Origin of the sequence: Streptomyces yatensis (genome assembly GCF_018069625.1) — a bacterium.
Lineage (GTDB): Bacteria > Actinomycetota > Actinomycetes > Streptomycetales > Streptomycetaceae > Streptomyces > Streptomyces yatensis.
The window spans coordinates 3,901,818-3,927,322 of the sequence record NZ_CP072941.1; the positions used below are offsets into that span (position 1 = coordinate 3,901,818).

Consider the following 25,505-nt stretch of genomic DNA (forward strand, 5'->3'; position numbering starts at 1 on the left):
CCGCGTCGGCCCCTACGGCTGGTCGTCCCCGGGCCCGGTGAGGTGCGGCAACCGCCCGGCGGCGACCACCCCTTCGAGATAGCCCCGCGCCCGCTCGGTCCGCGGATACGCCTCCAGGAGCTGCCAGAAGCGCCGGCCGTGGCCCGGCACCAGCAGATGGGCCAGCTCGTGGAGGAGCACATAGTCCACGACGTACTCGGGCATGCCCTGGAGCCGGTGCGAGAGACGGATGCTGCCCTCGGCGGGGGTGCACGACCCCCAGCGGGTGTTCTGGTTGGTGACCCAGCGGACGGTGGCGGGCCGGGCCCGCCCGCCCAGGTACTGGCCGGAGAGCAGCTCGGCGCGGGCGGCCAGCTCCGCGTCGCCCAGCATCCGCTTGCTCTCCTGCGCGGCCAGCTTGTCCAGCATGACGCCCACCCAGCGCTGCTCCTCCGCCTCGGACATCCGGGCGGGGATGAGGACGACGGTGCGGTCGCCCTCGCGATAGGCGGAGACCGTCCTGCGCCGCCGGGTGCTCCTGCGGACCTCGACCGCGCTCGCGCCCGAGCCGCGGCTCTGCGGGCTCGGGACGGTGCGCGGTGCGCTCGCGGCGCTGCGGGAGCTCTCCCCCGTGGTGCGAGAGGACGGATCGGCGGGCACGCCCCGACGTTACCCGGTGGCCGCCGGGGAAGTCCCGCCCCGCACCTTGTTGCGGACCGAACCACTCCACGGTGTGCACGGCTTGTACGACCGGTGTTCGTACGACTTATTCCACTGCCTGTGGATAACGCTCTGCGGGCTCCGGGCTCCTACCCGCATGCTGAGGGCGGTGCGACGGAAGCGAACCGGCGCACTTCGAACAGTTCGGCTTTAACAGTGATGAATAGGCAAGTACAGGCACGAAGAGGCACAGAACATCAAACGGGGGGACGGCGATGCATCCGATGCTCAAGCCCGCGCTGCGGCGCGGCTGGCGAAGCCGGGACACGGTCCAGTTCGGGGTGGCCCGGGCGCATGCGGTGGTGATGGGGCCGGTGGACACGGCCACGGGCAGCTTTCTGGAGCTGCTGGACGGCACCCGCGGTCTGCCGCTGCTGCGGCAGGAGGCCCGGGCCATCGGCCTGCCGGAGGGGCGGGCCGACGCACTGGTGGACCGGCTGGCGGCGGCCGGTCTGCTGGACGAGCCGAGGGACGGCGGTGAGCCAGCCGCGGCCCTGGACCGGCTGCGCCCCGACGCGGGGGCGCTCTCGGTGCTGCATCCCGAGCCCGGCGCAGCGGCGCGGCTGCTCGCCGCGCGGCGGGCGACGCGGGTGCAGGTGCGGGGCGCCGGCCGGGTCGGGGCGGCGGTCGCGGCCGCGCTCTCGGGCTCGGGGATCGGCCGGGTCGATGTGGTGGACGGGGGATGTGTCGAGCCCTGGGATGTGGCTCCCGGCGGACTGTCCGCCGATCAGGTCGGGGAGCGCCGGGATGTGGCCGCGCGCCGCGTGGTGCGGCAGACCGCACCCGGTCCGCTGCCGCGCCGGTCGGCGCGGGAGCGGACCTCCTCGGAAGAGCGGGCCCCCTCGGCAGAGCACGGTCTGGCCCTTGTGGTGATCGCCCCGCGTGACGGCCTCGCCGCCTACGCACCGGATCCGGAGCCGGCCCAGCCGCTTCTCGTCTCCGGGACACCCCATCTCTACGCGGGAGTCATCGAGGCCACGGGAGTGGTCGGGCCGCTGGTGGTGCCGGGCATGACGCCCTGTGCGGGCTGTGCCGCGGCGGGCCGTGCCGAGCGGGAGCCCGCCTGGCCGCGGATGCTCGCGCAGTGGCGGTCCGGGCGGCGGAGGACCGCCCCGGCCTGTGACGCGGCGCTGTCGATGGTGGTGGCGGGGCTCACCGCGGTGCAGGCGCTGGCGTTCCTCGACGGCCGGCCTTCCGGGGGCGCGGGGGTCCGGTGGGAATTGGCGCTTCCCTCCCTCGTCTGGGAGGCGCGCCCGGTCGTAGCACATCCCGGCTGCGGCTGCGGAGCGGCCGGGGAGGAGGATGCCGTATATGCCTCGGCCGCAGAGGCACCGCACGCGACAATGTCCGGGTGACCCACGTCCGTGGAGTGGGCGACGGGGGCCCGGGGGCCACCCTCCGGGATGGCACGGCTGTAGTTGGAGGGGCGCATGACCGATCTGCCGCGCAAGGCGATCACCCGTACCGCCAAACTGGCGGCGCTGCCCTTGGGATTCGCGGGGCGCGCCACGTGGGGGCTCGGGAAGCGGATAGGGGGACGGCCGGCGGAGATGGTCGCGCGCGAGGTACAGCAGCGCACCGCCGAGCAGATGTTCAAGGTCCTCGGTGAGCTCAAGGGCGGGGCCATGAAGCTCGGGCAGGCCATGTCGGTCTTCGAGTCGGCGCTGCCCGAGGAGATAGCCAGGCCCTACCGGGCGGCGCTGACCAAGCTCCAGGAAGCGGCCCCTCCGATGCCCAGCCGCACGGTCCACGCGGCGCTGGAGGAGCGGCTGGGCCCGGACTGGCCGGAGCTGTTCCAGGAGTTCGACGACAAGCCGGCGGCGGCCGCCTCGATCGGGCAGGTGCATCGGGCGGTCTGGCACGACGGGCGCGTGGTGGCGGTCAAGGTGCAGTACCCGGGGGCGGGCGAGGCCCTGCTGTCCGACCTCAACCAACTGAGCCGGTTCGCCCGGGTGCTGGGGCCGCTGGTGCCGGGGCTGGACGTCAAGCCCCTGATCGCGGAGTTGCGCGAGCGCGTCGCCGAGGAGCTGGACTACGAACTGGAGGCGGCGTCCCAGCGTGCCCATGCGGAGGAGTACGCACAGGACACGGAGATCGTGGTGCCCGACGTGGTGCACCAGAGCGATCAGATACTGATCACCGAATGGATGGAGGGGACACCGCTCTCCGAGGTGATAGCCGACGGCACCCAGGAGGAGCGGGACCGCGCCGGGCAACTGCTGGCCCGCTTTCTGTTCTCGGGGGCGTCCCGCACCGGACTGCTGCACGCCGATCCGCATCCGGGGAACTTCCGGCTGCTGACCGGTGACGCCCCGGACGGACCGCCGGAGCGGTGGAAGCTGGGGGTGCTGGACTTCGGTTCGGTGGACCGGCTCCCGGAAGGGCTTCCGGAGCCCATCGGCATCGCACTGCGCATGGCGCTCCAGGGCGATGCCACGGGGGTCTACGAGCTGATGCGCGGGGAAGGGTTCGTCAAGCCGACGATCGAGATGGACCCCGACGACCTGCTGGACTTTCTGGTGCCGATGCTCGAACCGGCCCAGGTGGACGCGTTCGTCTTCGACCGTCAGTGGCTGCGCAGCCAGGCGGCGCGGGTGGCCGATCGTCACTCCCCCGTCTATGAGCTGGGCAATCAGCTGAATCTGCCGCCCGCCTATCTGCTGATCCACCGGGTGACCCTGAGCACCATCGGGGTGCTGTGCCAGCTGGGCGCCACGGTGCGGCTGCGGGATGAACTCGAGGCATGGGTCCCCGGCTTCGCCGAGGGGCCGGAGCCCGAGGACGGCGCCGAGGAGGCCGCCGAGGCCGGTGAGTCCGCCGGAACCGGGGAAGGTTCCGAGGCCGAAGTAGACGCCGGAACCGGGGAAGCCGTCGAAGCCGCACAAGGCGCCGAGGAGAAGTCCGAGGCCGCGGAGACCTCGGCCTGAGCACGCGCGCCTGCCGGCCGGGTCTCTGCCACCGGGCGGCGTCGCCCCGGAGCGCGGCCGCTTCGGGGTAGCCAAAGGGCCGGTCCGATCGGACCGGCCCTCTGTGGTGTGGTCACGCGACGGGTCGAGGTACGACCCGTCGGCGTCTGGTGATGTCAGCCCCGACTCCCGTCGGTGGCGCATCTGGTGGTCACTGGGTCACTGCATGACCGCGATGGCCAGGGCGCGGCGGGCGCGGAGCGAGGCGCGCTCCGCGCGGCGCTGCATCCGGCGCGCGGCGGCGAGCCGAGCGGCGGGCCGTTCGGACTCGGCCTCCTGCAGCCGGTCGTGCATATGCGCACGCGCCAGGGCTTCTTGGATGAGTTGCATCTCTCGGTTCCTGTTCTGGCGCGACTCGGGCGCGCCGGAGGTTTCTGGTGCTGGGGTGTCGGAGACCGGTGGGGTCATCGTCGGGACCTGCTTCATGGGGTCGTGCGTCGCTGGGCGATCGATGGTGCCGTTGGTGCTCATGCCGCAACCGGGTTCTTACGCGGACGGCCACGCGGCCGCTTGCGGGCCACCACCACGCCCTGGACGAAGAGCTCGCCGCCCCAGACGCCCCAGGGCTCACGGCGGTCCTTGGCACCGGCGAGGCAGGCCTCACGCAGCGGGCAGGTCTGGCACAGCGACTTCGCGTACTCGACGTCGGCCGGGGACTCGGCGAAGAAGACCTCCGGGTCGTACGAACGGCACGGAACGGCTACACCCAGGTTCTCGATGGCCTCATCGAGTTCGGTGAGGGCGGTGAGCGGGATCAAGGAGTCCTCCGAGGAGTCAGGCGGTCGGTTCAGGTCGGTCGATGCGGACGGGGCGTGTGCGTTGAGTTGCACGGTGTGTGGTCCTCGTCTCTTTGGTCCGGCTGGTGGCCGGGCTCTGGCAAATCAAAAGGGCCGCGGATCCCGGTGTGGGTTCCGCGGCCCTGGAAGGTGCCGACCTGATCCTGGATCAGGCTGGATAACTCCAGGGTTCGAGCCTGCGGAAGGCCCACGTCTTGTGGTGCTGCTGCTGCGTCCGGGATTCGGCACCATTGGCCGCAAAGGCATAGGCCATTGCCTGTGCCACTGCCGCTACCGCAGGTGCCTGGATCGGTCGCTCACTGAGGCGCGCCTCATTGACGCCGGGCATACCGGCGCCAGGAAGCGCGGAGCCGAGCAGGCAGGTGGCGACGACCGATCGATCGGCCTTTTTGATGGTGTTGATGAAGCTGATCATTTGGTCTTCGCCTCCTCTCGGCGTCTCAGGGACCGATCGAAACCAGTCCGGGTGTTCAAGTACAACACGGAATCCTCGGCTCCTGGAAGGGCCGTTGTCTCCGTGCTCGGAAGGCTATGGGTATGGCCTCCGCGCGCGCAAACTATTTTTCCGTCGAGTTTTGCCAAGGGTCACCCGAATGGCTTCCCCCGGCACCGTCGTCACCCTCGCCGTCGGCTGCCGAGGGCAGTTCCCGCCCCGCGCACAGTGCGAGAACGTCGGCTCCGAACCGGTCGAGCTTGCGCCGTCCGACACCGGCGATGCGGGCGAGCTCCGACGCGGCTTCCGGAACGGCCTCGGCGATCGCGAGCAGCGTCTTGTCGGTGAAGACGCAATAGGCCGGCTGCCCCAGCAGCCCCGCCTGCTCCGCCCGCCAGTCGCGCAGCCGCTCATAGAGCGCCTCGTCCAGCTCGGACGGGCAGCCCTCGCAGCGCATCAGCTTCATCTCGCCCGCGTCGGTCAGCGCCCGGCCGCACACCCGGCAGTGGACCGGACCGCGCCGCCTGCGCACCGCGCCGCCCCCGCCGCCCGGGGCAGCCGCCCCGCGCTCGATCCCGCCGGCCCCGCCGAGCGTGCGGGCACCCACGGCCTGGGAGCCGGGCCGCAGCCCGTTGAGAAAGCGGGTGGGGCGACGGGAGGCCCGGCCGCCCGGAGCCCGTGAGAGCGCCCAGGACAGCGTCAGATGGTGACGGGCGCGGGTGACCCCCACATAGAGCAGCCGGCGCTCCTCCTCGATCTGCTGGTCCGTCTTGGCGTAGGTGATCGGCATCATTCCCTCGGTGAGACCGACCAGGAAGACGGCGTCCCATTCGAGGCCCTTGGCGGCGTGGAGTGAGGCGAGGGTCACACCTTCGACGGTCGGGGCGTGCTGCGCCGCCGCCCGCTCGTCGAGCTCCGCCACCAGATCGGAGAGCGTGGCCCCGGGACGGCTGCCCGCGAAGTCCTCGGCGAGCCGCACCAGGGCGGCCAGGGACTCCCAGCGGTCGCGCACCGCGCCCGACCCCGCCGGGGGCTCGGGCGTCCAGCCACGGGTGCCCAGCACGGCCCGCACCTGGGACGGGATGTCGGCATCCGCCAGCGCCGGGTCGGCACTTCTCCCGCGGGCCGCGCCGCGCAGCAGCAGCCCCGCCTCGCGCACCTCGGGACGCTCGAAGAACCGCTCGGCGCCGCGCAGCTGATAGGGCACCTGGGCATCGGCCAGCGCCTGCTCATAGAGCTCCGACTGGGCGTTGACCCGGTAGAGGACCGCGATCTGGCTCGCCGGGACGCCCCCGCCCCCCTGCTCGACCGGGGTGATCAGCTCACGGATCCGGCGGGCGGTGCCCTCGGCCTCGGCCGGCTCGTCCGCATAGGCGGCGTAGACCGGGTCGGGGCCGGCCTCCCGCTGGGAGACCAGCTCCAGCCGGTGCTCGGCGGCCCGGCCACGGGCCTGGGAGAGCAGCCCGTTGGCCAGGTGGACCACCTGGGGGGTGGAGCGGTAGTCCCGGATCAGCTTGACCACCGTGGCCCCGGGGTGGCGGGTGCGGAAGTTCAGCAGATGGTCGGGGGTGGCGCCGGTGAAGGAGTAGATGGTCTGGCTGGCGTCGCCGACCACGCACAGGCTGTCCCGGTCGCCCAGCCACAGCTCCAGCAGCCGCTGCTGCAGCGGGCTGACGTCCTGGTACTCGTCGACCACGAAGTGCTGGTACTGGCGGCGGACCTGATCGGCGATGTCATGCCGCTCCTGGAGCACACCGACCGTGAGGAGCAGCACATCCTCGAAGTCGATGACGCCGCGGTCGCGCTTCAACTGCTCATAGGTGGCGTAGATCCGGCCGATCTCGGCGGCGTCGCGGGGGGCCTCCCGGCCGGACTTGGCGGCCACGGCCGGATAGTCCTCGGGCACGGTCTGGGTGACCTTCGACCATTCGATCTCGCCGGTCACGTCCCGCAGCTCATTGCGGTCCAGCCGGACCCGGCAGCGCGCGGCGGCCTCGGCCACGAGCTGCACCTTGCGCTCGACCAGCCGCGGCACCTCACCGCCAACCGCCTTGGGCCAGAAATACTGCAGCTGGCGCAGGGCCGCCGAGTGGAAGGTGCGCGCCTGCACCCCGCCCGCGCCGAGCTGCCGCAGCCGGCCGCGCATCTCCCCCGCCGCCCGGTTGGTGAAGGTGACGGCCAGCACGCTGGCGGGCTGGAGCATGCCCGCGCGCACCCCATAGGCGATCCGGTGGGTGATGGCGCGGGTCTTGCCGGTGCCGGCCCCGGCCAGCACGCACACCGCGCCGTGCAGGGACGTCGCCACCTCGCGCTGCTCGGGGTCGAGCCCGTCGAGCACCGCGTCGGCGTCACGCGGCGTGGCCGCGTAGGCACCCGGTGTGGAGCCTTGCGGGAACAGAGTGGAGGACGTTGCTGCAGTCACCCCGCCATGCTGCCAGGTCCCCTGGGACCCCCGTGCCGGTTGTCCACAGCCATCCCCTTCCGGTCATATGAATACCGGGAATGACCGGCGGAGGGTGAGCGTTCACCTTCTGCCCACCCACCACGACCCCGAGGAGAGCGAAGACCGATGTCCGGCACTGTGACGATGTACAGCACCACCTGGTGCGGCTACTGCCGCCGCCTGAAGGGGCAGATGGACCGCGAGGGCATCGCCTACACCGAGATCAACATCGAGCAGGACCCGGAGTCCGCGGCCTTCGTCGAGAAGGCGAACGGTGGCAACCAGACCGTGCCGACCGTCCTCTTCCCCGATGGGTCGACCCTGACCAACCCGTCCCTGGCGCAGGTCAAGGCCAAGGTCGGCGTCTGAGTCAGCCTCGCGGCAGCGGCTCGCCGTACCAGAGCTCGATCAGCCGGGCCGCGATCGAGATACCGGACGGAGGCAGGACCTCCCCGGACTCGATCGCGGCCCGCAGGTCGTCCCGGGAGAACCAGCGCGCCTCGTGGATCTCCTCCCCGTCCACCTGGATCAGGGAGGACGTGGCCTGCGCCATGAAGCCGAGCATCAGGCTGGACGGGAACGGCCAGGGCTGGCTGGCCACGTACTCGACCTCGCCGACCGTGACACCCGCCTCCTCCGCCACCTCGCGGACCACGGCCTGCTCGATCGACTCGCCCGGCTCCACGAAGCCCGCGAGCGTCGAGAAGCGCCCCTCCGGCCAGTGCACCTGGCGCCCCAGCAGCGCACGGTCCTGCTCGTCCCGCACCAGCATGATCACGGCGGGGTCGGTCCGCGGGTAGTGCTCGGCCCCGCACGCGGGGCAGCGGCGGATATGGCCCGCCGCCGCGATCATCGTGCGCTCACCGCAGCGTGAGCAGAAGCGGTGCAGCCGCTGCCAGTTCTCCAGCGCGACCGCGTGCACCAGCAGCCCCGCATCGCGCTCGGACAGCAGCGCGCCCGCCTCACGCAGCCCGGCGGGGCGCGCCGACTGGTCCATCCGCCCCGGCAGGGAGTCCTTCTGCAGCGCGAAGTAGCGCACGCCCTCCTCGTCGGTGCCCAGGAAATAGCGGTGGGTCTCGGTGGGCGGGGCCTCGAAGGACGGGGTCATGACGAGCTCGGTGCGGCCGTCCGGGGTGTCGTCGACCAGCGCCTGGCCGCCGGAGACCACGAAGACACGCGTCGTCGGGTGACTCCACGCCGCCGCCAGCCACGCCTCGTCCAGGCGGTGATGCGCGGAGCGGTCGATGCCGCTCGGGGCAGCGAGCGTGATCGGCCGGTCGGTGGCGTGGTCGGTCCAGGTGGTCACGGCTGCTTCCAACTCCCCCAGCGAAATGGGTGGTTTACGTACATAAGCGAGCTATTCCCGTCCATTCTCGGCGAGATCGTCCCAGAGGTGGGCGGCCGTCTCGGCACCCTTCATGAGCAGGCCGAGCTCGACCTTCTCGTTGGGCGCGTGCCAGCCGTCGGACGGCACCGAGATGCCCAGGAAGAGCACCGGGGCACCGAGGACGTCCTGGAGATCGGCGGCGGGGCCCGATCCGCCCTCGCGGGTGAAGCGGATCTCCTGGCCGAAGGCGCGCCCCACGGCCCGGACGACGGACTGGAGCGCGGGGTGGTCCAGCGGGGTCAGACAGGGACGGGTGGCGCCCCAATAGGTGATCTCATGGCGGATACCGGCCGGGAGCTGAGCGGCGACCCAGTCCCGTACGGCCGCCTGGACCTTCTCCACGTCCTGGCCCGCCACCAGCCGGAAGGACAGCTTCAGCTGGGCGGCCGAGGGCACGATGGTCTTTCCGCCCGGCCCCTGGTAGCCCCCGCCGATGCCGTTGACCTCGGCGGTCGGACGGGCCCAGATGCGCTCCAGGGTGGAGTGGCCCGCCTCGCCGAGCGTGGCCCGCGAATGCGCGGTCCGCAGCCAGCCCGCCTCGTCGAAGGGCAGCTCGGCGAAGAGCGCGCGCTCGCGGTCGGTGAGCTCCACGACACCGTCGTAGAAGCCGGGGATGGCCACCTTACGGTCGGCGTCGTGCAGCGCGGCGGCCAGCCGGGCGGCCTCGGTGGCCGGGTTGGGGACCGCGCCGCCGAAGGAGCCGGAGTGGATGTCCTGGCCGGGGCCGTGGAGATCGATCTGGCAGTCGACGAGGCCCCGCATGCCGGTGCAGACGGTCGGGGTGTCCTCGGACCACATCCCGGTGTCGGAGACGATCACGGTGTCGCAGGCCAGCCGGTCTGCGTGCGCGCGGATCAGCTCGGGGAAATGCGGAGAGCCGGACTCCTCCTCACCCTCGATCAGCAGCTTGAGGTTCACCGCGGGCGCGCGGCGGCCGGTCACGGCCAGATGCGCGCGTATCCCCAGGGTGTGGAAGAGGACCTGCCCCTTGTCGTCGGCGGCGCCGCGGGCGTAGAGCCTGCCGTCCTCGATGACGGGCTCGAAGGGGTCGGTGCGCCAGCCGTCCTCGCGGTCGGCGGGCTGGACGTCGTGGTGACCGTAGACGAGCACCGTAAGGGCGTCGGGATCGCCGGACGGCCACTCGGCGAAGACGGCCGGGGCGCCCGGTGTGTCCCATATCTCAGCCACCGGGAAGCCCGTCGCGGCCAGGTGGTCCCTCAGCCACTGGGCGCTGCGCCGGACGTCGTCGGCGCGGGCCGGGTCGGCGGATACGGACGGGATGCGCAGCCACTCGGAGAGTTCGGCGAGAAAGGCGGCGCGATGGCTGTCCACATAGGCGCGGACGGCGTTGTCCGTGTCCGGGGTGTTGCTCATGGATGTGAGCCTATCCGGCCCGCGGCGGGACGCGGGCGGGGGCCTCCGGGGCGCTCATGAGCGCTCGCTCTCGGTGACGGTTTCGGCGTCCATACGGTCATTCCCGGTCGCGCCCTCGTCCACGGCCCCGTCCCCGGCCCCGTCCCCGGCCACGTCCACCTCCACGCCCCCATCCCCGTCCTCCGGCTCGCCGAGCGTCCCGCCGCCGGCCTCGCCGCCCGGCTCCCCGAGCAGGACGCGCTCGAGCCCGGCCCGGCCGGGCAGCCCGGCGGGGCGCACGACCTCACCGCTGCGCACGTACACGAACGCCGCTGTGACCGCCGACAGGGGCAGTCCATGCTGCTCGGCCCAGGCGAGGCGGTAGATGGCCAGCTGGAGCGGGTCGGCGTCCTGGGAGCGGCCGGTCTTCCAGTCGACGATCTCGTAGCGCGGGCCCCCGTCGGGGCCCGTCCCGGACGAGCGGTACACCGCGTCGATCCGGCCGCGGATGATGCGGCCCGCCAGGGTCAGCTGGACCGGCACCTCCACGCGGTAAGGGGTGCGACGGGCATACGGCGTGCGCGCGAACGCCTCCTTGAGCGCGGTCAGATCCCGCTCGTCGGCGATCTCCGCCTCGTCCTCCTCACCGCCCGGCAGTTCGTCGGGGCCGAGGAAGGGCAGCGACAGCGCCTCGAAACGCGCTTCGACCCAGGCGTGGAAGCGGGTGCCGCGCCGGGCGGCGGGGCGCGGCGGCCGGGGCATGGGGCGGGCCAGCTCGCGTGCGAAGCCGTCCGGGTCGGCGGCGAGACGCAGCAGCTGGGAGGCGGTGAGCGTCCCCGGCAGGGGCACCTCGTGCACGGTCTCGCGGGCGCGGCGCAGCTCCCCGGCGAGTGCGTCCAGATCGCGGTCCCAGGAGCCGGCCAGCCGGGCCTCCTCGGGCGCCAGCTCGTCCTCGGCCGGTTCCCGCGTGATATCCGGCACACCTGGTTCCGCTGCGCCGTAAGGATCGAGGCGCGGGCCGTCGCCGTACGGCTCGTCCTCGTACGGCTCGTACGGCTCGTCGGCCGCCTCACCGTACGGGCCCTCGTCCGGGTGCCCGTCCGCGTCCTCGTAAGGGTCCTCCGGAGGCTCGGGCCACTCCTCCTCCAGGGGCTCAGGTTCCTCCGGTGGCTCCAGGTCGTCCGGCGGCTCCGGGAACGGCTCCCCGTCAGCCGAAGGGTGCCCCCCGTCATGCGCGGTCGCCCGCTCCCCCGCCGTCTCGATGCGCGCCAGATGAGCGAGCACCACATCGGCGGCGCGGCGCCGGTGGCGCAGCGCGGCCGGGTCCAGCGGAAGCGGCCAGGCCCGGTCGGCCGCCGACTCCCGCAGGGCCGGGTTCTCCGCGCCCTCCTCCGGCGGCTCGGCCCATGCCTCGACCTCTCCGTACCCCGCCTCACAGTGCTCGCGCAGCGCGTCCAGGAAGGCCGACGGGCCGCGCGGCCGCTTCTGGGTGGGGCCCCACCAGTGGCCGGAGCCCAGCAGCAGCGACCGCGGCCGGGTGAAGGTCACATAGCCCAGCCGGAGCTCCTCGGTCCGCTGATGCCCCTTCATGGCGTCCTTGAAGGCCGCGATCCCCTTGCTGTCCCAGGCCGTGACGTCCGGGAGGGTCCGCGCGTCCCCGCGCAGCTCATGCGGCAGGACCCTCGCGTTCGCCGTCCAGGACTCGCGGGACTGTTCGCTCGGGAACTGCTTGGCGACCAGCCCCGGCACCGCCACCACGTCCCACTCCAGCCCCTTGGACTTGTGGGCGGTGAGCACCTTGACCGTGTTCTCGCCGCCGGGGAGGGCGTTGTCGAGACCCTTTTCGTACTGCGCGGCGGTGCGCAGAAAGCCGAGGAAGCTCTGCAGGGTGGCCTCGCCCTCCAGGGCCGCGCCGCCCTCCCGGCCCGCGAAGGCGGCCGCGACGTCCAGGAAGTTGCCGAGCGTCTCGCGGCGGCGCGCGGCCAGGGCGTGCGGCGAGGCGGACAGCTCGACCTCGAGGCCCGTGGTGGCCAGGACCCGGTGGAGCACGTCCATCAGCGGATCGGCCAGTGTGCGGCGCAGTTCGCGGAGTTCGGCGGCGAGCCGGGCGAACCGGATCCGTGCCTCGGCCGAGAAGGGCAGCCCGTCGTCGGGGCCGCCGCCCGCCTCCAGGAAGGTGTCGAGGGCGTCGGCCAGGGAGATCACCTCGGAGGGGTCGGTGCCCTCGACGGCTCCGGCGAGCCGGAGATCCGGATCGTCCTCCGCACCGTCCGGCCCGCCGTGGGAGACCAGCGCGCGGGCGCGGCGGCCCAGCAGCGCGAGGTCGCGGGGGCCGATCCGCCAGCGCGGCCCGGTGAGCAGGCGGACCAGCGCGGCGTTGGCCCCCGGGTCCTGAAGGACCTCGCAGACGGCCACCAGATCGGCGACCTCCGGCAGATGCAGCAGCCCCGACAGGCCCACCACCTCCACCGGAACATCCCGCTCCACCAAGGCGCCCTGGATCTGCGCGAAGTCACCCGCCGTACGGCACAGGACCGCGATCTCACCGGGCGGGGTGCCGGTGCGCACCAGGTGGGCGATGGAGTCGGTGAGCCAGGCCAGCTCCTCGGCGTGGGTGGGCAGCAGGGCGCAGCGGACCGCTCCGTCCCGCTCGGCGCCGGGCGCGGGGCGCAGCGCCTCGACGCCCTCGTGCATCGCGCGCAGCGGGGCGGCCAGCCCGTTGGCGAGGTCCAGGAGGCGGCCGCCGCTGCGGCGGTTCTCGCTGAGCGCGAAGCGCCGCGCCGGGCTTTTGTCGGCGTGCGGGAAGTGCTCGGGGAAGTCGTCCAGGTTGGCCACGGAGGCGCCGCGCCAGCCGTAGATGGCCTGGCAGGGGTCGCCGACGGCGGTGACGGGGTGTCCGGTGCCGCCGCCGAAGAGGCCGGACAGCAGCAGCCGCTGGGCGACCGAGGTGTCCTGGTACTCGTCGAGCAGGACGACCGCGAACTGCTCGCGCAGGATCCGGCCGACCTCCGGGTGGTCGAGGGCCAGGGTGGCCGAATGGGCGATCTGGTCGCCGAAGTCGAGCAGATCACGCCGCCGCTTCTCCTCGCGGTACGCCTCGACCAGGCCCAGCAGCTCCTGGCGGGCGTGGGCGGCCTCGGGCACCTTGCGCAGCGCCTCGTTGGTGAGCCGCGCCCCCTCCAGCGTCCGCAGCAGCTCGGTGTCGTACGCGCGCAGCCGCCCGGCGGGGACGAGGTGCTCGGCGAGCTCGGCGTCGAGCGCGAGCAGATCGGTGACCAGGTCGGAGAAGGGGCGGGTGAGCGCCGGATACGGGCCGGGGGCGGAGCGCAGGACGCGTGCGGCGAGCTGGAAGCGGGTGGCGTCGGCGAGCAGCCGGGCGCTCGGCTCCAGGCCGACGCGCAGCCCGTGGTCCTTGAGCAGCTGTCCGGCGAAGGCGTGGTAGGTGGAGATGACGGGCTCGCCCGCGGCCTCCTCGGTGGCGCCCGGATCCGGGTCCTGGTCCACGATGCCGGCCGTGACGAGAGCCTTGCGGACCCGCTCGGCCAGCTCTCCGGCGGCCTTGTTGGTGAACGTGAGGCCGAGCACCCGGTCGGGCGCGACCTGTCCGGTGCCGACCAGCCAGACGACGCGGGCGGCCATCACCGTGGTCTTGCCGGAGCCTGCCCCGGCGACGATCACCTGCGGGGCGGGCGGCGCGGTGATGCACTCCACCTGCTCCGGGGTGAACGGGATCCCGAGGAGTTCCTTGAGCTCCTCGGGATCGGTGATGCGGGCTGACACTCCAGTGAGGCTATCGGTGCCCACCGACACGCCCCGCCGCTCCGGTGGGCGCCCGCCCCGGGGTCCATGCCCGGTACGCGAAGGCGTCAGTCGACCACATGGCGCCCCTCCGCCCGGGCGCTGCACGCGCCGCGGAAGGCGCAGCGCTCGCAGTGGTCGCCCGTGGTCGGGGTGAACCGCTCGTCGAGGACGCGCCCGGCCGCGGTGGCGAGCAGCTGCCCCACCCACTCCCCGTCCGGCGGCTCCTGGGCCTGGACCTTGGGGATCTCGTCGCCGCCGTCCTTCCTGGCGGCTCCCTGCCGCAGCTGGACGAGCTCCGCGCCGCCCGGCTCGGGGCGCCCGCCCTCGAAGAGGTCGTCGACGGCGCCCTCGCGCACCGCCAGCTGATAGGCCGCCAGCTGGGGGTGGTGCTCGACATCGCCGCGGCTCACGGTCTGCTTGCCGGTCTTGAAGTCGACGACGTAGGCGCGCCCCTCGCCATCCGTCTCGACGCGGTCCATGCTGCCGCGGATGCGCACCTTATAGACGTCGGCTTCGAGCGTGACGTCGAAGGAGTGCTCGGTGGCGACCGGGGTGCGGCCGCCGCGCTCCATCACATGCCAGTGCAGAAAGCGCTCCAGGGCCGCCCGTGCCTGCTCCTTCTCCTGCCGTGACTTCCAGGGGGCGTCGAAGGCGAGCGCGTCCCATACGGAGTCCAGGCGCTCCATGAGGACCGCGAGATCGGCCGGGGTGCGGCCGGAGGCGACCTCGTCGGCCAGGACGTGCACGACGTTGCCGAAGCCCTGGGCGGCCGTCGAGGGCGCGTCGGCCTTCACCTCGCGCCCCAGGAACCACTGGAGCGAGCAGGTGTTGACGAGCTGGTCGAGCGCGCTGCCGGACAGCGCCACGGGCCGGTCCCGGTCGCGCAGCGGGACCTCGCTGTGGGTCGGCTCGTGCAGCCCCCACCAGCGGTGCGGGTGGGCGGCCGGGACCAGCGGCCGGCCCTCCTCGTCGCGCAGCGCCGCGAGCCGCGCCAGCCGGCGCGCGGCAGCGTCGCGCAGCGCCTCCGAGGCGTCCGGGTCGACGGTGGTGGCACGCAGCTCGGCGACGAGCGCGGCGACGGACAGCGGGCGGCGCGGCCGCTGGGTGACGTCGGTGGGCGGGACGCCCAGTTCGGCGAGGAATCGGGAGGGCTGGTCCCCGTCCTCGGAGGCGGCCTTGACGGCGGTGACCACGAGCCGTTCCTTGGCGCGGGTCGCCGCCACGTAGAACAGCCGCCGCTCCTCGGCCAGCAGCGCGCCCGGCGGCAGCGGCTCGGCCAGCCCGTCCCGGCCGATCCGGTCGGCCTCCAGGAGCGAGCCGCGCCGCCGCAGATCCGGCCACAGCCCCTCCTGTACCCCCGCGACGACCACCAGGGCCCATTCGAGCCCCTTGGAGCGGTGGGCGGTCATCAGCCGTACGGCGTCGGGGCGGACCATCCGGCGGGAGAGGGTGTCGGCGGCGATGTCCTGGGCGTCGATCTCCTCCAGGAAGTTGAGGGCGCCGCGGCCGCCGGTGCGCTCCTCGGCGCGGGCGGCGGTCTCGAACAGCGCGCACACCGCGTCGAGGTCGCGGTCCGCGTTTCGCCCGGCGGTGCCGCCGCGCTGCGCGGCCCGCTCCAGCCGGCCGGGCCAGGAGGTGCCGTCCCACAGCCGCCACAGCGCCTGTTCGGCGGTGCCGCCCCGGGCCAGTGCCTCCCGGGCGGTACGCAGCAGCAGCCCGAGCCGCTGGGCGCCGCGTGCGTACGCCGGGTCGTGGACGGCCAGCCGCTCCGGCTCGGCGAGCGCCTCGGCGAGCAGGACGTCGGAGGGGCGCGGCACCGTGCGTCCGGCGGACCGCTCCTCCTCGCGCAGCGCACGGCCCAGGCGGCGCAGATCGGCGGCGTCCATACCGCCCAGCGGCGAGGTGAGCAGGGTCAGTGCGGTCTCGACGCCGAGGACCGCGGACAGCCCGCCGCTGTCCGGCAGCGCGGCCGTGGCGGCGGCGCGCAGCGCGGTCAGCAGGGGGGCCACGGCGGGCTCATGGCGCAGCGGGATGTCATCGCCGTCCACCTCGACGGGGACGCCCGCCGAGGTGAGCGCCCGGCGCACCCCGGGGATCGAGCGCCCCCCGGCGCGCACCAGGACGGCCATCTCGCGCCATGGCACCCCGTCCTCCAGATGGGCGCGGCGCAGGATGTCGGCCACGTTGTCGAGCTCGGCGCCCGCGGTGGGGTACGTGTACGCCTCGGCGCGGCCGCCGTCGCGGACGGCCGCGAGTTCCCGATGCGCCCTTACGGCTCGCGCGGGCAGCCGGGTGAGCGGCATCCGGCCGGTGATCCGCCGGGTGGCCGCGAGCAGGGCGGCCCCCGAACGGCGGGAGACGGTGAGCACCTCCATGTCGGCGGGCCGGCCGTCCGCCCGCGGGAAGTCCTCGCGGAAGCGGAGGATGCCGCCCACGTCGGCGCCCCGGAAGGCGTAGATCGACTGATCGGGGTCGCCGAAGGCGAGCAGGGTCCGGCCGCCGCCCGCGAGCGCCCCCAGCAGCCGGCCCTGGGCCACGTCGGTGTCCTGGTACTCGTCGACGAACACGGCGTCGTACCGCCCCGCCAGCTCGGCCGCGACCTCCGGCCGACCGGCGAGCAGCACCGCGCGGTGCACCAGCTCCGCGTAGTCCAGCACCCCCTGGGCGTCCAGGACGTCGAGGTACTCGGCGAGGAAACCGGCCGCGGCGGACCAGTCGGGGCGCCCGGTGCGCTCGGCGAACTCCCCCAGCGCCCGCGGGCCCAGGCCCAGCTCCCGGCTGCGGGCGAGCACCGCGCGCACCTCGTCGGCGAAGCCCCGGGTGGTCAGGCAGGCGCGCAGGTCGTCGGGCCAGCGGACGGAGGCCCGGCCCTCGCGCGCCAGCTCTGCCTGACCGGCGAGCAGCTCCCTGACGACGACGTCCTGCTCCGGTCCGGAGAGCAGCCGCAGCGGATCGACGAAGAGGTCGACGTCCTGGTGGGCGCGGACCAGGGCGTAGCAGTAGGAGTGGAAGGTCGTGGCCCGCGGGGCGCTCGCGCCGCCCAGGCGCGCGGCCATGCGGTCGCGCAGCTCGACGGCGGCCTTACGGCTGAAGGTGAGCACCAGGAGCCGCTCGGGGTCCGCGCCCTCGCGCACCCGGCGGGCCACCGCCTCCACGAGCGTCGTCGTCTTGCCCGTGCCGGGCCCGGCGAGCACCAGCAATGGACCGCCCCGATGCTCAACCACAGCGCGCTGCCGTGCGTCCAGGACAGGAAGGGTTCCTGGCTCCGGCCGATGACGGAGCAGGCGGTAGACGCCCGAGGCCGACTGCCGTGAGGAGGGCTGCCGCGCCTGCCGCTGCCGTGGAAGGGACGAGGGGGAGGAGCTCACGTTGGATCGCCGGTCCTGGTGGGTTGGCTGGGTGCGGGACAGCCTCTCATGCACGGCGGGGCCTCACCCGGATGGCTGTGGATACCGCCGGTACGACGACCGCGGGCCCGGAACGCCGGCGGCTGTGGTCCCGCCGCCGCGTGCGGCCCCCCTACCGGCCGTGGTCCTGCCCGCCCCCGTCCCACCGCGCCCTGGCCATGTCGATCCGCGGCACATGGCCCTCGGCCGAGCGCGCCGCCTCGCGCAGCGGGGTGCCCTCCTCGCGATAGTGGTCAAGAGCGCGCAGCTCGTGGCCGGGCAGCAGCACACCGTCCGCGCGCACCACCCGCCACCACGGCACGGCGCCCCCGTAGAGCGCCATCACCCGCCCCACCTGGCGCGGCCCGCCCTCCTCCAGCCATTCCGCGACGTCCCCGTAGGTCATCACCCGGCCGGAGGGAATCGACTCGGCCACGTCCAGCACCCGCTCGGCGTACTCGGGCAGCTCGTGGGCGCCGTCCCCGTCCGCCGGCTCCCCGCTCTCCCCACTCACTCGGCTCATCCGCCCCATCCTGCCGCACCCCTCCGACAGCCGCGCTCACAACCGCGCCCACAGCCGTGCCGAGCGCCCCGCCGAGCGCCCCGCGAGCCGTGGCGAGAGGCCCGCTCCGGGGCCGATTGCGGTTCGATCACGCATTGTGCGGGAATCCTCAGCAGGGCGTACCATTCGGGGTCCACGTCCCCGAAATGCACCCTGATGCCCCCCTCCGCAGCCCGGGCATGCCACCATCTTCCGGGCGGTGACTGGTGATACGAGATCAAGAAGAGACGGCGAAGCAGCAGGGTGCGCAGCCTCCGGAGGAGGAGGCCCGCACCCCGGAGTCGTTGCCGCACTCCAAGGCGCCGTCCGGCGGCCGGCAGGAGCCCCCGGAGGCGGGGGATGACTGCGGCCCGGACGGACCGGAGGGCCATGTGGACCGGGTCTCCGGGGACGAGCCGCTGCTGCCCGCCCGTGTCCACCGCCCCGCCGATCTGCTGCGGCTGCTGCTCGGGGTCCTCGGCATGGCCGTCGTCCTGGCCATCGCGGCCTTCGCCCACGGCACCACCGCGGGTCTGGAGAAGGACATCGGGCACGGCGCCAACCAGGCGCCCCCACTCCTGATCGACTTCGCGGGGCTCACGGCCGGGGTGGCCGTCCTCGTCCTGCCGGTGGCCTTCGCCTTCGAGCGGCTGATCAAACGGGACGGGCTGCGGATCGCCGACGGCGTGCTGGCCGCGGTGCTGGCCCACGGGGTGTCGCTCGCCACGGACCTCTGGGTCGCCAGGGCCGCCCCCGACTCGATCCGCGAAGCGCTCACCCAGCCCGCGCCCGGCGGCGCCTTCAGCGACCCCGTGCACGGCTATCTCGCCCCCGTCATCGCCTATATGACGGCCGTCGGCATGGCCCGGCGCCCGCGCTGGCGGGTGGCCATGTGGTGCGTCCTGCTGCTCGACGCCTTCGCGGTGCTCGTGGGCGGCTACACCACACCGTTCTCGATCATCCTTACGGTGCTCATCGGCTGGGCGGTGGCCTACGGCACGCTCTACGCGGTCGGCTCCCCCAATGTGCGCCCCACGGGCCAGAACCTGCTCGGCGGGCTGCGCCGGGTCGGCTTCAACCCGGTCAGCGCCATGCGCGCCGAGGAGCCCGAGGACGAGCACGGCGGCCACGGCGACCGGAGCCGCCGCTATCTGGTCACCCTGGAGGACGGCCCGCCCCTGGACGTCACCGTGGTCGACCGGGAGCAGCAGGCCCAGGGCTTCTTCTACGGCGTCTGGCAGCGGCTGACCCTGCGGACGATCACCCCGCCGCGCAGCCTCCAGTCGCTGCGCCAGGCCCTGGAGCAGGAGGCGCTGCTCGCCTACGCGGCCATCGCGGCCGGGGCCAACGCGGCCAAGCTGATCGCCACCTCCGAGCTGGGCCCGGACGCCGTGATGCTGGTCTACGAGCATGTCGGCGGACGTCCGCTGCACGCCCTGCCGGACGAGGCGATCACCGACGAGCTGCTGGCCGGGGCCTGGCACCAGGTCCAGGCGCTCCAGTCGCGGAGGATCGCCCACCGGCGGCTGGACAGCGACGCCCTCCTGGTCGACCGCAACGGCACGGTCATCCTCACCGATCTGCGCGGCGGTGAGATCGCGGCCGGTGACGTGGTGCTGCGGATGGACGTCGCACAGCTGCTGACCACCCTGGGCCTGCGCGTGGGCGCCGAGCGCTCCGTGGCCGCCGCGGTGGCGGTCCTCGGCCCGGACGCGGTCGCCGACAGCCTGCCGCTGCTGCAGCCCCTGGCGCTCGGCCGGGGCACCCGCGCGACCCTGCGGCAGCTCGCGCGCGAGCGCGCCCAGCGCCAGCGGGACGCCGTCCTGGAGGCCTCCCACGCCGCCAAGGAGGCCAAGGAGGCGCGGGAGGCCGAGGAGACGGCCCAGGAGGCCGGGGCCACGGAGGCGGCCACCAGCGACCGCAGGACCAGCAAGGCCGAGAAGCAGGCGGAGAAGCGCGCCATAGAAGAGGCGATGGAGGACGCCCGCGAGGAGGATCTGCTCTCCCAGATCCGACAGCAGGTGCTGCTGGTGAGGCCGCAGGCGCCGATAGAGCCCGAGCGGCTGGAGCGCATCAAGCCGCGCACCCTGGTCAGCTTCTGCGCCGGGGCCTTCGCCGCCTACTTCCTGCTCTCCCAGTTCACCCATCTCAAGCTGGGCGCCCTGGTCGGCGAGGCCAACTGGATCTGGGTCGTCTTCGCGCTCGTCTTCTCCGCGCTCACCTATCTGGCCGCGGCACTGAGCCTGCTCGGCTTCGTCCCGGAGAAGGTGCCGCTGCCGCGGACGGTGCTGGCGCAGGTCGCCGCCTCGTTCGTGAAGCTGGTGGCGCCCGCGGCGGTCGGCGGCGTCGCCCTCAACACCCGCTTCCTGCAGCGCGCGGGGGTGCGGCCGGGGCTCGCGGTGGCCAGCGTGGGCGCCTCCCAGCTGTTCGGGCTCGCCAGCCATATCGTGCTGCTGCTGACCTTCGGCTACATCACCGGCACCGAGCGCACCCCGGCGCTCTCGCCGTCCCGGACGGTGATCGCCGGGCTGCTGACGGCCGCCGTGCTGGTCCTGGTGGTGACCGCGATCCCCGTCCTGCGGAAGTTCGTGTCCACCCGGGTGCGGTCGCTGTTCGCGGGCGTCGTCCCGCGCATGCTGGACGTGCTGCAGCGGCCCAAGAAGCTGCTCACCGGCATCGGCGGCACCCTGCTGCTGACCGCCGCCAACGTGATGTGCCTCGACTCCGCGATCCGGGCGTTCGGCGGAGAGCTGAGCTACGCGAGCATCGCCGTCGTCTTCCTCGCGGGCAACGCCCTGGGGTCGGCGGCGCCCACCCCCGGCGGTGTGGGCGCGGTCGAGGCCGCCCTGATCGCGGGTCTGACCTTCGCCGGGCTGCCGTACGAGACCGCCGCGCCCGCGGTGCTGCTCTTCCGGCTGATGGTCTTCTGGCTGCCGGTGCTGCCCGGCTGGGTGGCCTTCACCCACCTCACCCGCAAAGAGGCGCTGTAGGGGCCCTGGAGGCCCCGCCGGAGCCCTCCCGCGGCCACCGGCCGCCCGGCCACCCGTCTCACCCGTACGCCCCCGCTGTGCGCGCGCGGGGCGGCCGCCGCCCGCAGGATGGCGATACGCCGCCACCCCCGGGAGGGCCGCCGTGTCCCGACCTCTGCGCCTCGGTGCGCTGTCCACCGCCCTGCTGCTGGCCGTCCTGGCCGCCGGATGCGGTGGCGGCGGCGGACGGCCGGACACCTCGGCCCACCAGAAGCTGAACTGGTCCAGCTGCCCCGCCCCCTCCCCGGACCAGGACGCGGCCGCCACCAAGGCCCCGGGCGGGCAGTGGGAGTGCGCGACGCTCCACGCACCGCTGGACTACCGCAAGCCGCACGGCCGGACCATCGGCATCGCCATGATCCGCGCCAAGGCCACCGACCGGCGCCACCGGATCGGCTCGCTCATCTTCAACTTCGGCGGCCCCGGCGGTTCGGGCGTGGCCACCCTCCCGGCCCTCGCCAACAGCTACAAGCAGTTGCGCACCCGCTACGACCTGGTCAGCTTCGATCCGCGCGGCGTCGGCCGCAGCAGCGGGGTGCGCTGCCTCGGGGACCGGCAGCTCGACGCCTACTACGCCGCCGACTCCACCCCGGACAACAAGGCCGAGGTGCAGAGCCAGCTCCGCCGGGTCAAGACCTACGCCGCCGCCTGCGAGAAGAACTCCGGCCCGATCCTGCCCTACGTCGGCACCACCAACGCCGCCCGCGACATGGACCTCATGCGCGGCGTCCTCGGCGACAAGAAGATGCACTACTTCGGCGTCTCCTACGGCACCGAACTCGGCGGCGTCTACGCCCATCTGTTCCCGAAGAAGGTGGGGCGCGCCCTCTTCGACGGGGTCGTGGACCCCATGCAGACACCCGAGCAGGGCGCGCTCGCCCAGGCCAAGGGGTTTCAGCGCGCCCTGAGCGACTATCTGAAGGCGTGCACCAAGAGCACCGTCTCCAGCTGCCCCACCCAGCCCCGGATCCGCACGCTGCTGAAGCGGCTCGACAGCCGTCCGGTGCGCGGCTACGGCGGCCGGAAGCTGACCGAGTCCCTGGCCGACGGCGGCATCGCGCAGTCCCTGTACTCCCGGGACTACTGGCAGTACCTCACCCAGGGGATCGCGGGCGCCCAGCAGGGCGACGGCAGAATCCTGCTGGCCCTGGGCGACGCCTTGAACGGCCGCGGCCCGGACGGCCACTACAGCACCCTGCAGTCCGCGCTGACCGCCATCACCTGCGCCGACTTCAAGCAGCGCTATACGGTCGCCGACATCGAGCGGAAGCTGCCCACCTTCCGTAAGGTCTCCCCCGTCTTCGGCGACATGATGGCGTGGGGCCTGACGCAGTGCACCGACTGGCCGGTCCGCGGCGCCTGGACCACGCCCGACGTCAGCGCCAAGGGGGCCGCCCCGATCCTGGTCGTCGGCAACACCGGTGACCCGGCCACCCCGTACGAGGGCGCGGGGCGGATGGCGAAGGAGCTGGGGCCGGGGGTCGGGGTCGAGCTCACCTACAAGGGCGAGGGCCATGGGGCGTACGACGGCGGCAACGCCTGCGTCCGAAAGACCGTCAACGCCTATCTGCTGCAGGGCAAGGTGCCGGAGAAGGGCAAGGTCTGCGGCTAGGACCTGATCCGAACGACAGACCCTGGCCCCGGGGCCGCGCCCGGGCCCGCGCTCGCGAACCGTGACGGCATTGAGAAGAAGTTCGGACGATTCCGCCCCCGCCTCCTCATAGGATCTCCGGATATGCCGAGTTCCCCACGCACCATACGGACCAGGGCGCTGGTCTCCATGACCGCCATGGTCGCCCTCATCGCCGTCGCGGGCTGCGACGGAGACGGGGGAAGCGAGCAGGGCAAGGCCTCGGCCAAGCCCTCGGCGCCGGCCCCGGCCGCGCCCTCGGGCTCCGGGCTGCCGGGCTCGCTCACCGGTCAGAAGCTCAACTGGTCGTCCTGCCCTGCCCCGACCGCGATCCAGGGCACCGGTGAGAAGCCCGGAGACGAGTGGGAATGCGCCACGCTCAAGGCGCCGCTCGACTACGCGAAGCCCAAGGGCGAGACCATCGATCTGGCCATGATCCGTGCCAAGGCGAACGGGCGGGGCAAGCGCATCGGCTCCCTGGTGTTCAACTTCGGCGGACCCGGCGGCTCCGGTGTCTCCTCGCTGCCCGGTTTCGCCGCCGCCTACGACACCTTGCGCTCCCGCTATGACCTGGTGAGCTTCGATCCGCGCGGGGTCGGGGAGAGCGCCGGGGTGACCTGCCAGAGCGACAAGCAGATCGACGCCTCCGACTCCGTCGACGGCACTCCGGACGACGACGCCGAGGTCAAGACGGCGATGGCGGACGCCAGGGCGTTCATCAAGGGCTGCCAGAAGCGTTCCGGCACGGTGCTCGCCCATGTGGACACCGTGAGCGCCGCCCGTGACATGGACCTCATGCGGCAGGTGCTCGGCGACGACAAGCTCTCGTACTTCGGCATCTCCTACGGCACCGAACTCGGCGGCGTCTACGCCCACCTCTTCCCCGGCCGGGTGGGACGCGCGGTCCTGGACGCCGTGGTCGACCCCACCGAGGACCCCGAGCAGGGCTCCTACGGCCAGGCGAAGGGGTTCCAGCTCGCGCTGGACAACTACCTCGAGGACTGCGCCAAGAAGGGCGCGGCCTGCCCGACCGGCGGCGATCCGGCGGCCGGCACGGACCGGATCGTCGACTTCCTGAAGCGGCTCGACAAGAAGCCGCTGTCCACCGAGAGCGGCCGCAAGCTCACCCAGGACGGGGCGCTGAGCGGGATCGCCGCCGCGCTCTACGACAAGGAGAGCTGGAAGTACCTGACGCTCGGGCTGCAGGAGGCGATCCAGCTCGACGAGGGCAATCTGCTGCTCGCGATGGCGGATTCCATGTCCGGCCGCGACGACGACGGCCACTACAGCAACATCAACGCCGCCAATGCCGCGATCAACTGCGTGGACGACAGGCAGCGTTACACGGTGACCGATGTGAAGGCGCAGCTGCCGCGCTTCCGCAAGGCGTCACCGGTCTTCGGCGAGTATCTGGCCTGGGGCCTGCTCGGCTGCACCGACTGGCCGGTGGAGGGCACCACGGACACCCCGGACGTCAGCGCCAAGGGCTCGGCGCCGATCCTCGTGGTCGGCAACACCGGCGACCCGGCCACCCCGTACGAGGGGGCGCGGAAGATGGTCGAGGAGCTGGGCAAGGGCGTGGGCGTCGAGGTCACCTACAGGGGGCAGGGCCATGGCGCGTACAACAGCGGCAACGCCTGTATGACGAAGACCGTGAACGCCTATCTGCTGGACGGGAAGGTGCCCGCGAGCGGCACGACCTGCCGGTAAGGGGCGCAGGGAGCATGGAGAGGCCCGGATCGCCGTAAGGGGCTCATGGAAACGGCCAGGGGGCCGGATCGCCGTCGGCGCGGCGGTCCGGCCCCCTGGTGCGCGGTGCGTCAGGAGATCAGTAGACCGGCTTGTCGGGCTCGATCTGATTGACCCAGCCGATCACGCCGCCGCCCACATGGACGGCGTCGGAGAAGCCCGCGGACTTCAGGACGGCCAGGACCTCCGCCGACCGGACACCCGTCTTGCAATGCAAGACGATCTTCTTGTCCTGCGGCAGGTCCTGGAGGGCGCCGCCCATCAGGAAGTCGTTCTTCGGGATCAGCCGGGCGCCGGGGATCGAGACGATCTCGTACTCGTTCGGCTCGCGGACATCGATGATGTCGATGCTCTCGCCGTCGTCGATCCACTCCTTGAGCTGCTTGGGAGTGATCGTCGAACCGGCGGCCGCCTCCTGGGCCTCCTCCGACACCACACCGCAGAACGCCTCGTAGTCGATCAGCTCGGTGACGGTCGGGTTCGGACCGCAGACCGCGCAGTCGGGGTCCTTGCGGACCTTGACCTGGCGGTAGGTCATCTCCAGGGCGTCGTAGATCATCAGACGCCCGACCAGCGGGTCCCCGGTGCCGGTGAGCACCTTGATGGCCTCGGTGACCTGGATCGAGCCGATGGAGGCGCACAGCACGCCCAGCACGCCGCCCTCGGCGCAGGACGGGACCATGCCGGGGGGCGGGGGCTCCGGGTACAGGCAGCGGTAGCAGGGGCCGTGCTCGGACCAGAAGACCGACGCCTGGCCGTCGAAGCGGTAGATCGAACCCCAGACGTACGGCTTGTTCAGCAGCACGCACGCGTCGTTGACCAGATAGCGGGTGGCGAAGTTGTCGGTGCCGTCCACGATCAGGTCGTACTGGGAGAAGATCTCCATCACGTTGTCCGCCTCGAGGCGGCCCTCGTGCAGCACGACGTTGACGTACGGGTTGATGCCGAGGACCGAGTCACGGGCGGACTCCGCCTTGGGGCGGCCGATGTCCGACTGGCTGTGGATGATCTGGCGCTGCAGGTTGGACTCGTCGACCTCGTCGAACTCCACGATGCCGAGGGTGCCCACGCCGGCCGCGGCGAGGTACATCAGGGCCGGAGAGCCGAGGCCGCCCGCGCCCACACAGAGCACCTTGGCGTTCTTCAGCCGCTTCTGCCCGTCCATCCCGACATCCGGGATGATCAGATGGCGTGAGTACCTGCGGACCTCGTCGACGGTGAGCTCGGAAGCCGGCTCGACCAGCGGTGGCAGCGACACGGGGACTCCGTAAGGGAAGGGAGCAAACGGTTC

The 25,505-nt window shown here is 72.9% G+C and carries 17 protein-coding genes; 6 read left to right on the forward strand and 11 right to left on the reverse strand.

Annotated features, from left to right (window positions below; translation table 11 throughout):
* Nucleotides 1-12: 12 nt before the first annotated feature.
* On the reverse strand, nt 13-639 hold the full coding sequence (locus tag J8403_RS15835; RefSeq protein ID WP_211123748.1) for a M48 metallopeptidase family protein: 627 nt from the start codon (nt 637-639) through the stop codon (nt 13-15).
* 275 nt (nt 640-914) lie between these two features.
* Between J8403_RS15835 and J8403_RS15840 the strand changes: the two genes are divergently transcribed.
* Together J8403_RS15840 and J8403_RS15845 are read left to right on the forward strand one after the other, a co-directional pair.
* The gene (locus tag J8403_RS15840; protein ID WP_211123749.1) at nt 915-2,054 is read left to right on the forward strand and encodes a ThiF family adenylyltransferase; all 1,140 of its coding nucleotides are present in this window, start codon (nt 915-917) and stop codon (nt 2,052-2,054) included.
* A 75-nt stretch (nt 2,055-2,129) separates the two neighbouring features.
* On the forward strand, nt 2,130-3,626 hold the full coding sequence (locus J8403_RS15845) for an ABC1 kinase family protein (protein ID WP_211123750.1): 1,497 nt from the start codon (nt 2,130-2,132) through the stop codon (nt 3,624-3,626).
* A gap of 198 nt (nt 3,627-3,824) precedes the next feature.
* Here J8403_RS15845 and J8403_RS15850 read toward each other — a convergent pair whose 3' ends face one another.
* The 4 genes from J8403_RS15850 to J8403_RS15865 form a co-directional block, all read right to left on the reverse strand.
* On the reverse strand, nt 3,825-4,136 hold the full coding sequence (locus J8403_RS15850; protein ID WP_093464526.1) for a hypothetical protein: 312 nt from the start codon (nt 4,134-4,136) through the stop codon (nt 3,825-3,827).
* Nucleotides 4,133-4,495 carry a WhiB family transcriptional regulator gene (locus J8403_RS15855; protein WP_211123751.1) on the reverse strand — a complete coding sequence of 121 codons (363 nt, stop codon included), beginning with the start codon at nt 4,493-4,495 and terminating at the stop codon, nt 4,133-4,135. Before J8403_RS15855 ends, J8403_RS15850 begins: the two co-directional genes overlap by 4 nt.
* A gap of 115 nt (nt 4,496-4,610) precedes the next feature.
* Nucleotides 4,611-4,877, reverse strand: a complete 267-nt coding sequence (locus tag J8403_RS15860) for a hypothetical protein (protein ID WP_211123752.1) — start codon at nt 4,875-4,877, stop codon at nt 4,611-4,613.
* Nucleotides 4,878-5,019: 142 nt separating this feature from the next.
* Complete coding sequence (locus J8403_RS15865; protein ID WP_281427924.1) at nt 5,020-7,317, reverse strand: ATP-dependent DNA helicase UvrD2; 2,298 nt, start codon at nt 7,315-7,317, stop codon at nt 5,020-5,022.
* 147 nt (nt 7,318-7,464) lie between these two features.
* On the opposite strand from J8403_RS15865, the gene J8403_RS15870 reads away from it, so the two are divergent.
* Nucleotides 7,465-7,707 (forward strand): mycoredoxin, encoded by a 243-nt coding sequence (locus tag J8403_RS15870; protein ID WP_020868579.1) that lies wholly within the window; start codon nt 7,465-7,467, stop codon nt 7,705-7,707.
* Nucleotide 7,708: 1 nt separating this feature from the next.
* Here the strand turns inward: J8403_RS15870 and nudC are convergent, their stop codons facing one another.
* From nudC to J8403_RS15895, 5 genes are all read right to left on the reverse strand, one after another.
* Nucleotides 7,709-8,644: an NAD(+) diphosphatase gene (gene nudC / locus J8403_RS15875; protein WP_162003866.1), complete on the reverse strand. Its 936-nt coding sequence runs from the start codon at nt 8,642-8,644 to the stop codon at nt 7,709-7,711.
* A gap of 51 nt (nt 8,645-8,695) precedes the next feature.
* Nucleotides 8,696-10,099 carry a dipeptidase gene (locus J8403_RS15880; protein ID WP_211123753.1) on the reverse strand — a complete coding sequence of 468 codons (1,404 nt, stop codon included), beginning with the start codon at nt 10,097-10,099 and terminating at the stop codon, nt 8,696-8,698.
* 54 nt (nt 10,100-10,153) lie between these two features.
* Nucleotides 10,154-13,858 (reverse strand): ATP-dependent helicase, encoded by a 3,705-nt coding sequence (locus J8403_RS15885; RefSeq protein WP_246585856.1) that lies wholly within the window; start codon nt 13,856-13,858, stop codon nt 10,154-10,156.
* Between the two features lie 86 nt (nt 13,859-13,944).
* The gene (locus J8403_RS15890; protein WP_246586338.1) at nt 13,945-17,163 is read right to left on the reverse strand and encodes an ATP-dependent helicase; all 3,219 of its coding nucleotides are present in this window, start codon (nt 17,161-17,163) and stop codon (nt 13,945-13,947) included.
* Nucleotides 17,164-17,398: 235 nt separating this feature from the next.
* Nucleotides 17,399-17,788 carry an MGMT family protein gene (locus J8403_RS15895; RefSeq protein WP_211123755.1) on the reverse strand — a complete coding sequence of 130 codons (390 nt, stop codon included), beginning with the start codon at nt 17,786-17,788 and terminating at the stop codon, nt 17,399-17,401.
* A gap of 245 nt (nt 17,789-18,033) precedes the next feature.
* On the opposite strand from J8403_RS15895, the gene J8403_RS15900 reads away from it, so the two are divergent.
* From J8403_RS15900 to J8403_RS15910, 3 genes are all read left to right on the forward strand, one after another.
* Nucleotides 18,034-20,796 carry a lysylphosphatidylglycerol synthase transmembrane domain-containing protein gene (locus tag J8403_RS15900; RefSeq protein ID WP_211123756.1) on the forward strand — a complete coding sequence of 921 codons (2,763 nt, stop codon included), beginning with the start codon at nt 18,034-18,036 and terminating at the stop codon, nt 20,794-20,796.
* A gap of 142 nt (nt 20,797-20,938) precedes the next feature.
* Complete coding sequence (locus J8403_RS15905; protein WP_211123757.1) at nt 20,939-22,447, forward strand: alpha/beta hydrolase; 1,509 nt, start codon at nt 20,939-20,941, stop codon at nt 22,445-22,447.
* Between the two features lie 123 nt (nt 22,448-22,570).
* Nucleotides 22,571-24,175, forward strand: coding sequence for an alpha/beta hydrolase (locus J8403_RS15910; RefSeq protein ID WP_211123758.1), 1,605 nt, complete (start codon nt 22,571-22,573; stop codon nt 24,173-24,175).
* Nucleotides 24,176-24,293: 118 nt separating this feature from the next.
* Here J8403_RS15910 and moeZ read toward each other — a convergent pair whose 3' ends face one another.
* Nucleotides 24,294-25,472 carry an adenylyltransferase/sulfurtransferase MoeZ gene (gene moeZ, locus J8403_RS15915; protein ID WP_211123759.1) on the reverse strand — a complete coding sequence of 393 codons (1,179 nt, stop codon included), beginning with the start codon at nt 25,470-25,472 and terminating at the stop codon, nt 24,294-24,296.
* Between the last annotated feature and the right edge of the window lie 33 nt (nt 25,473-25,505).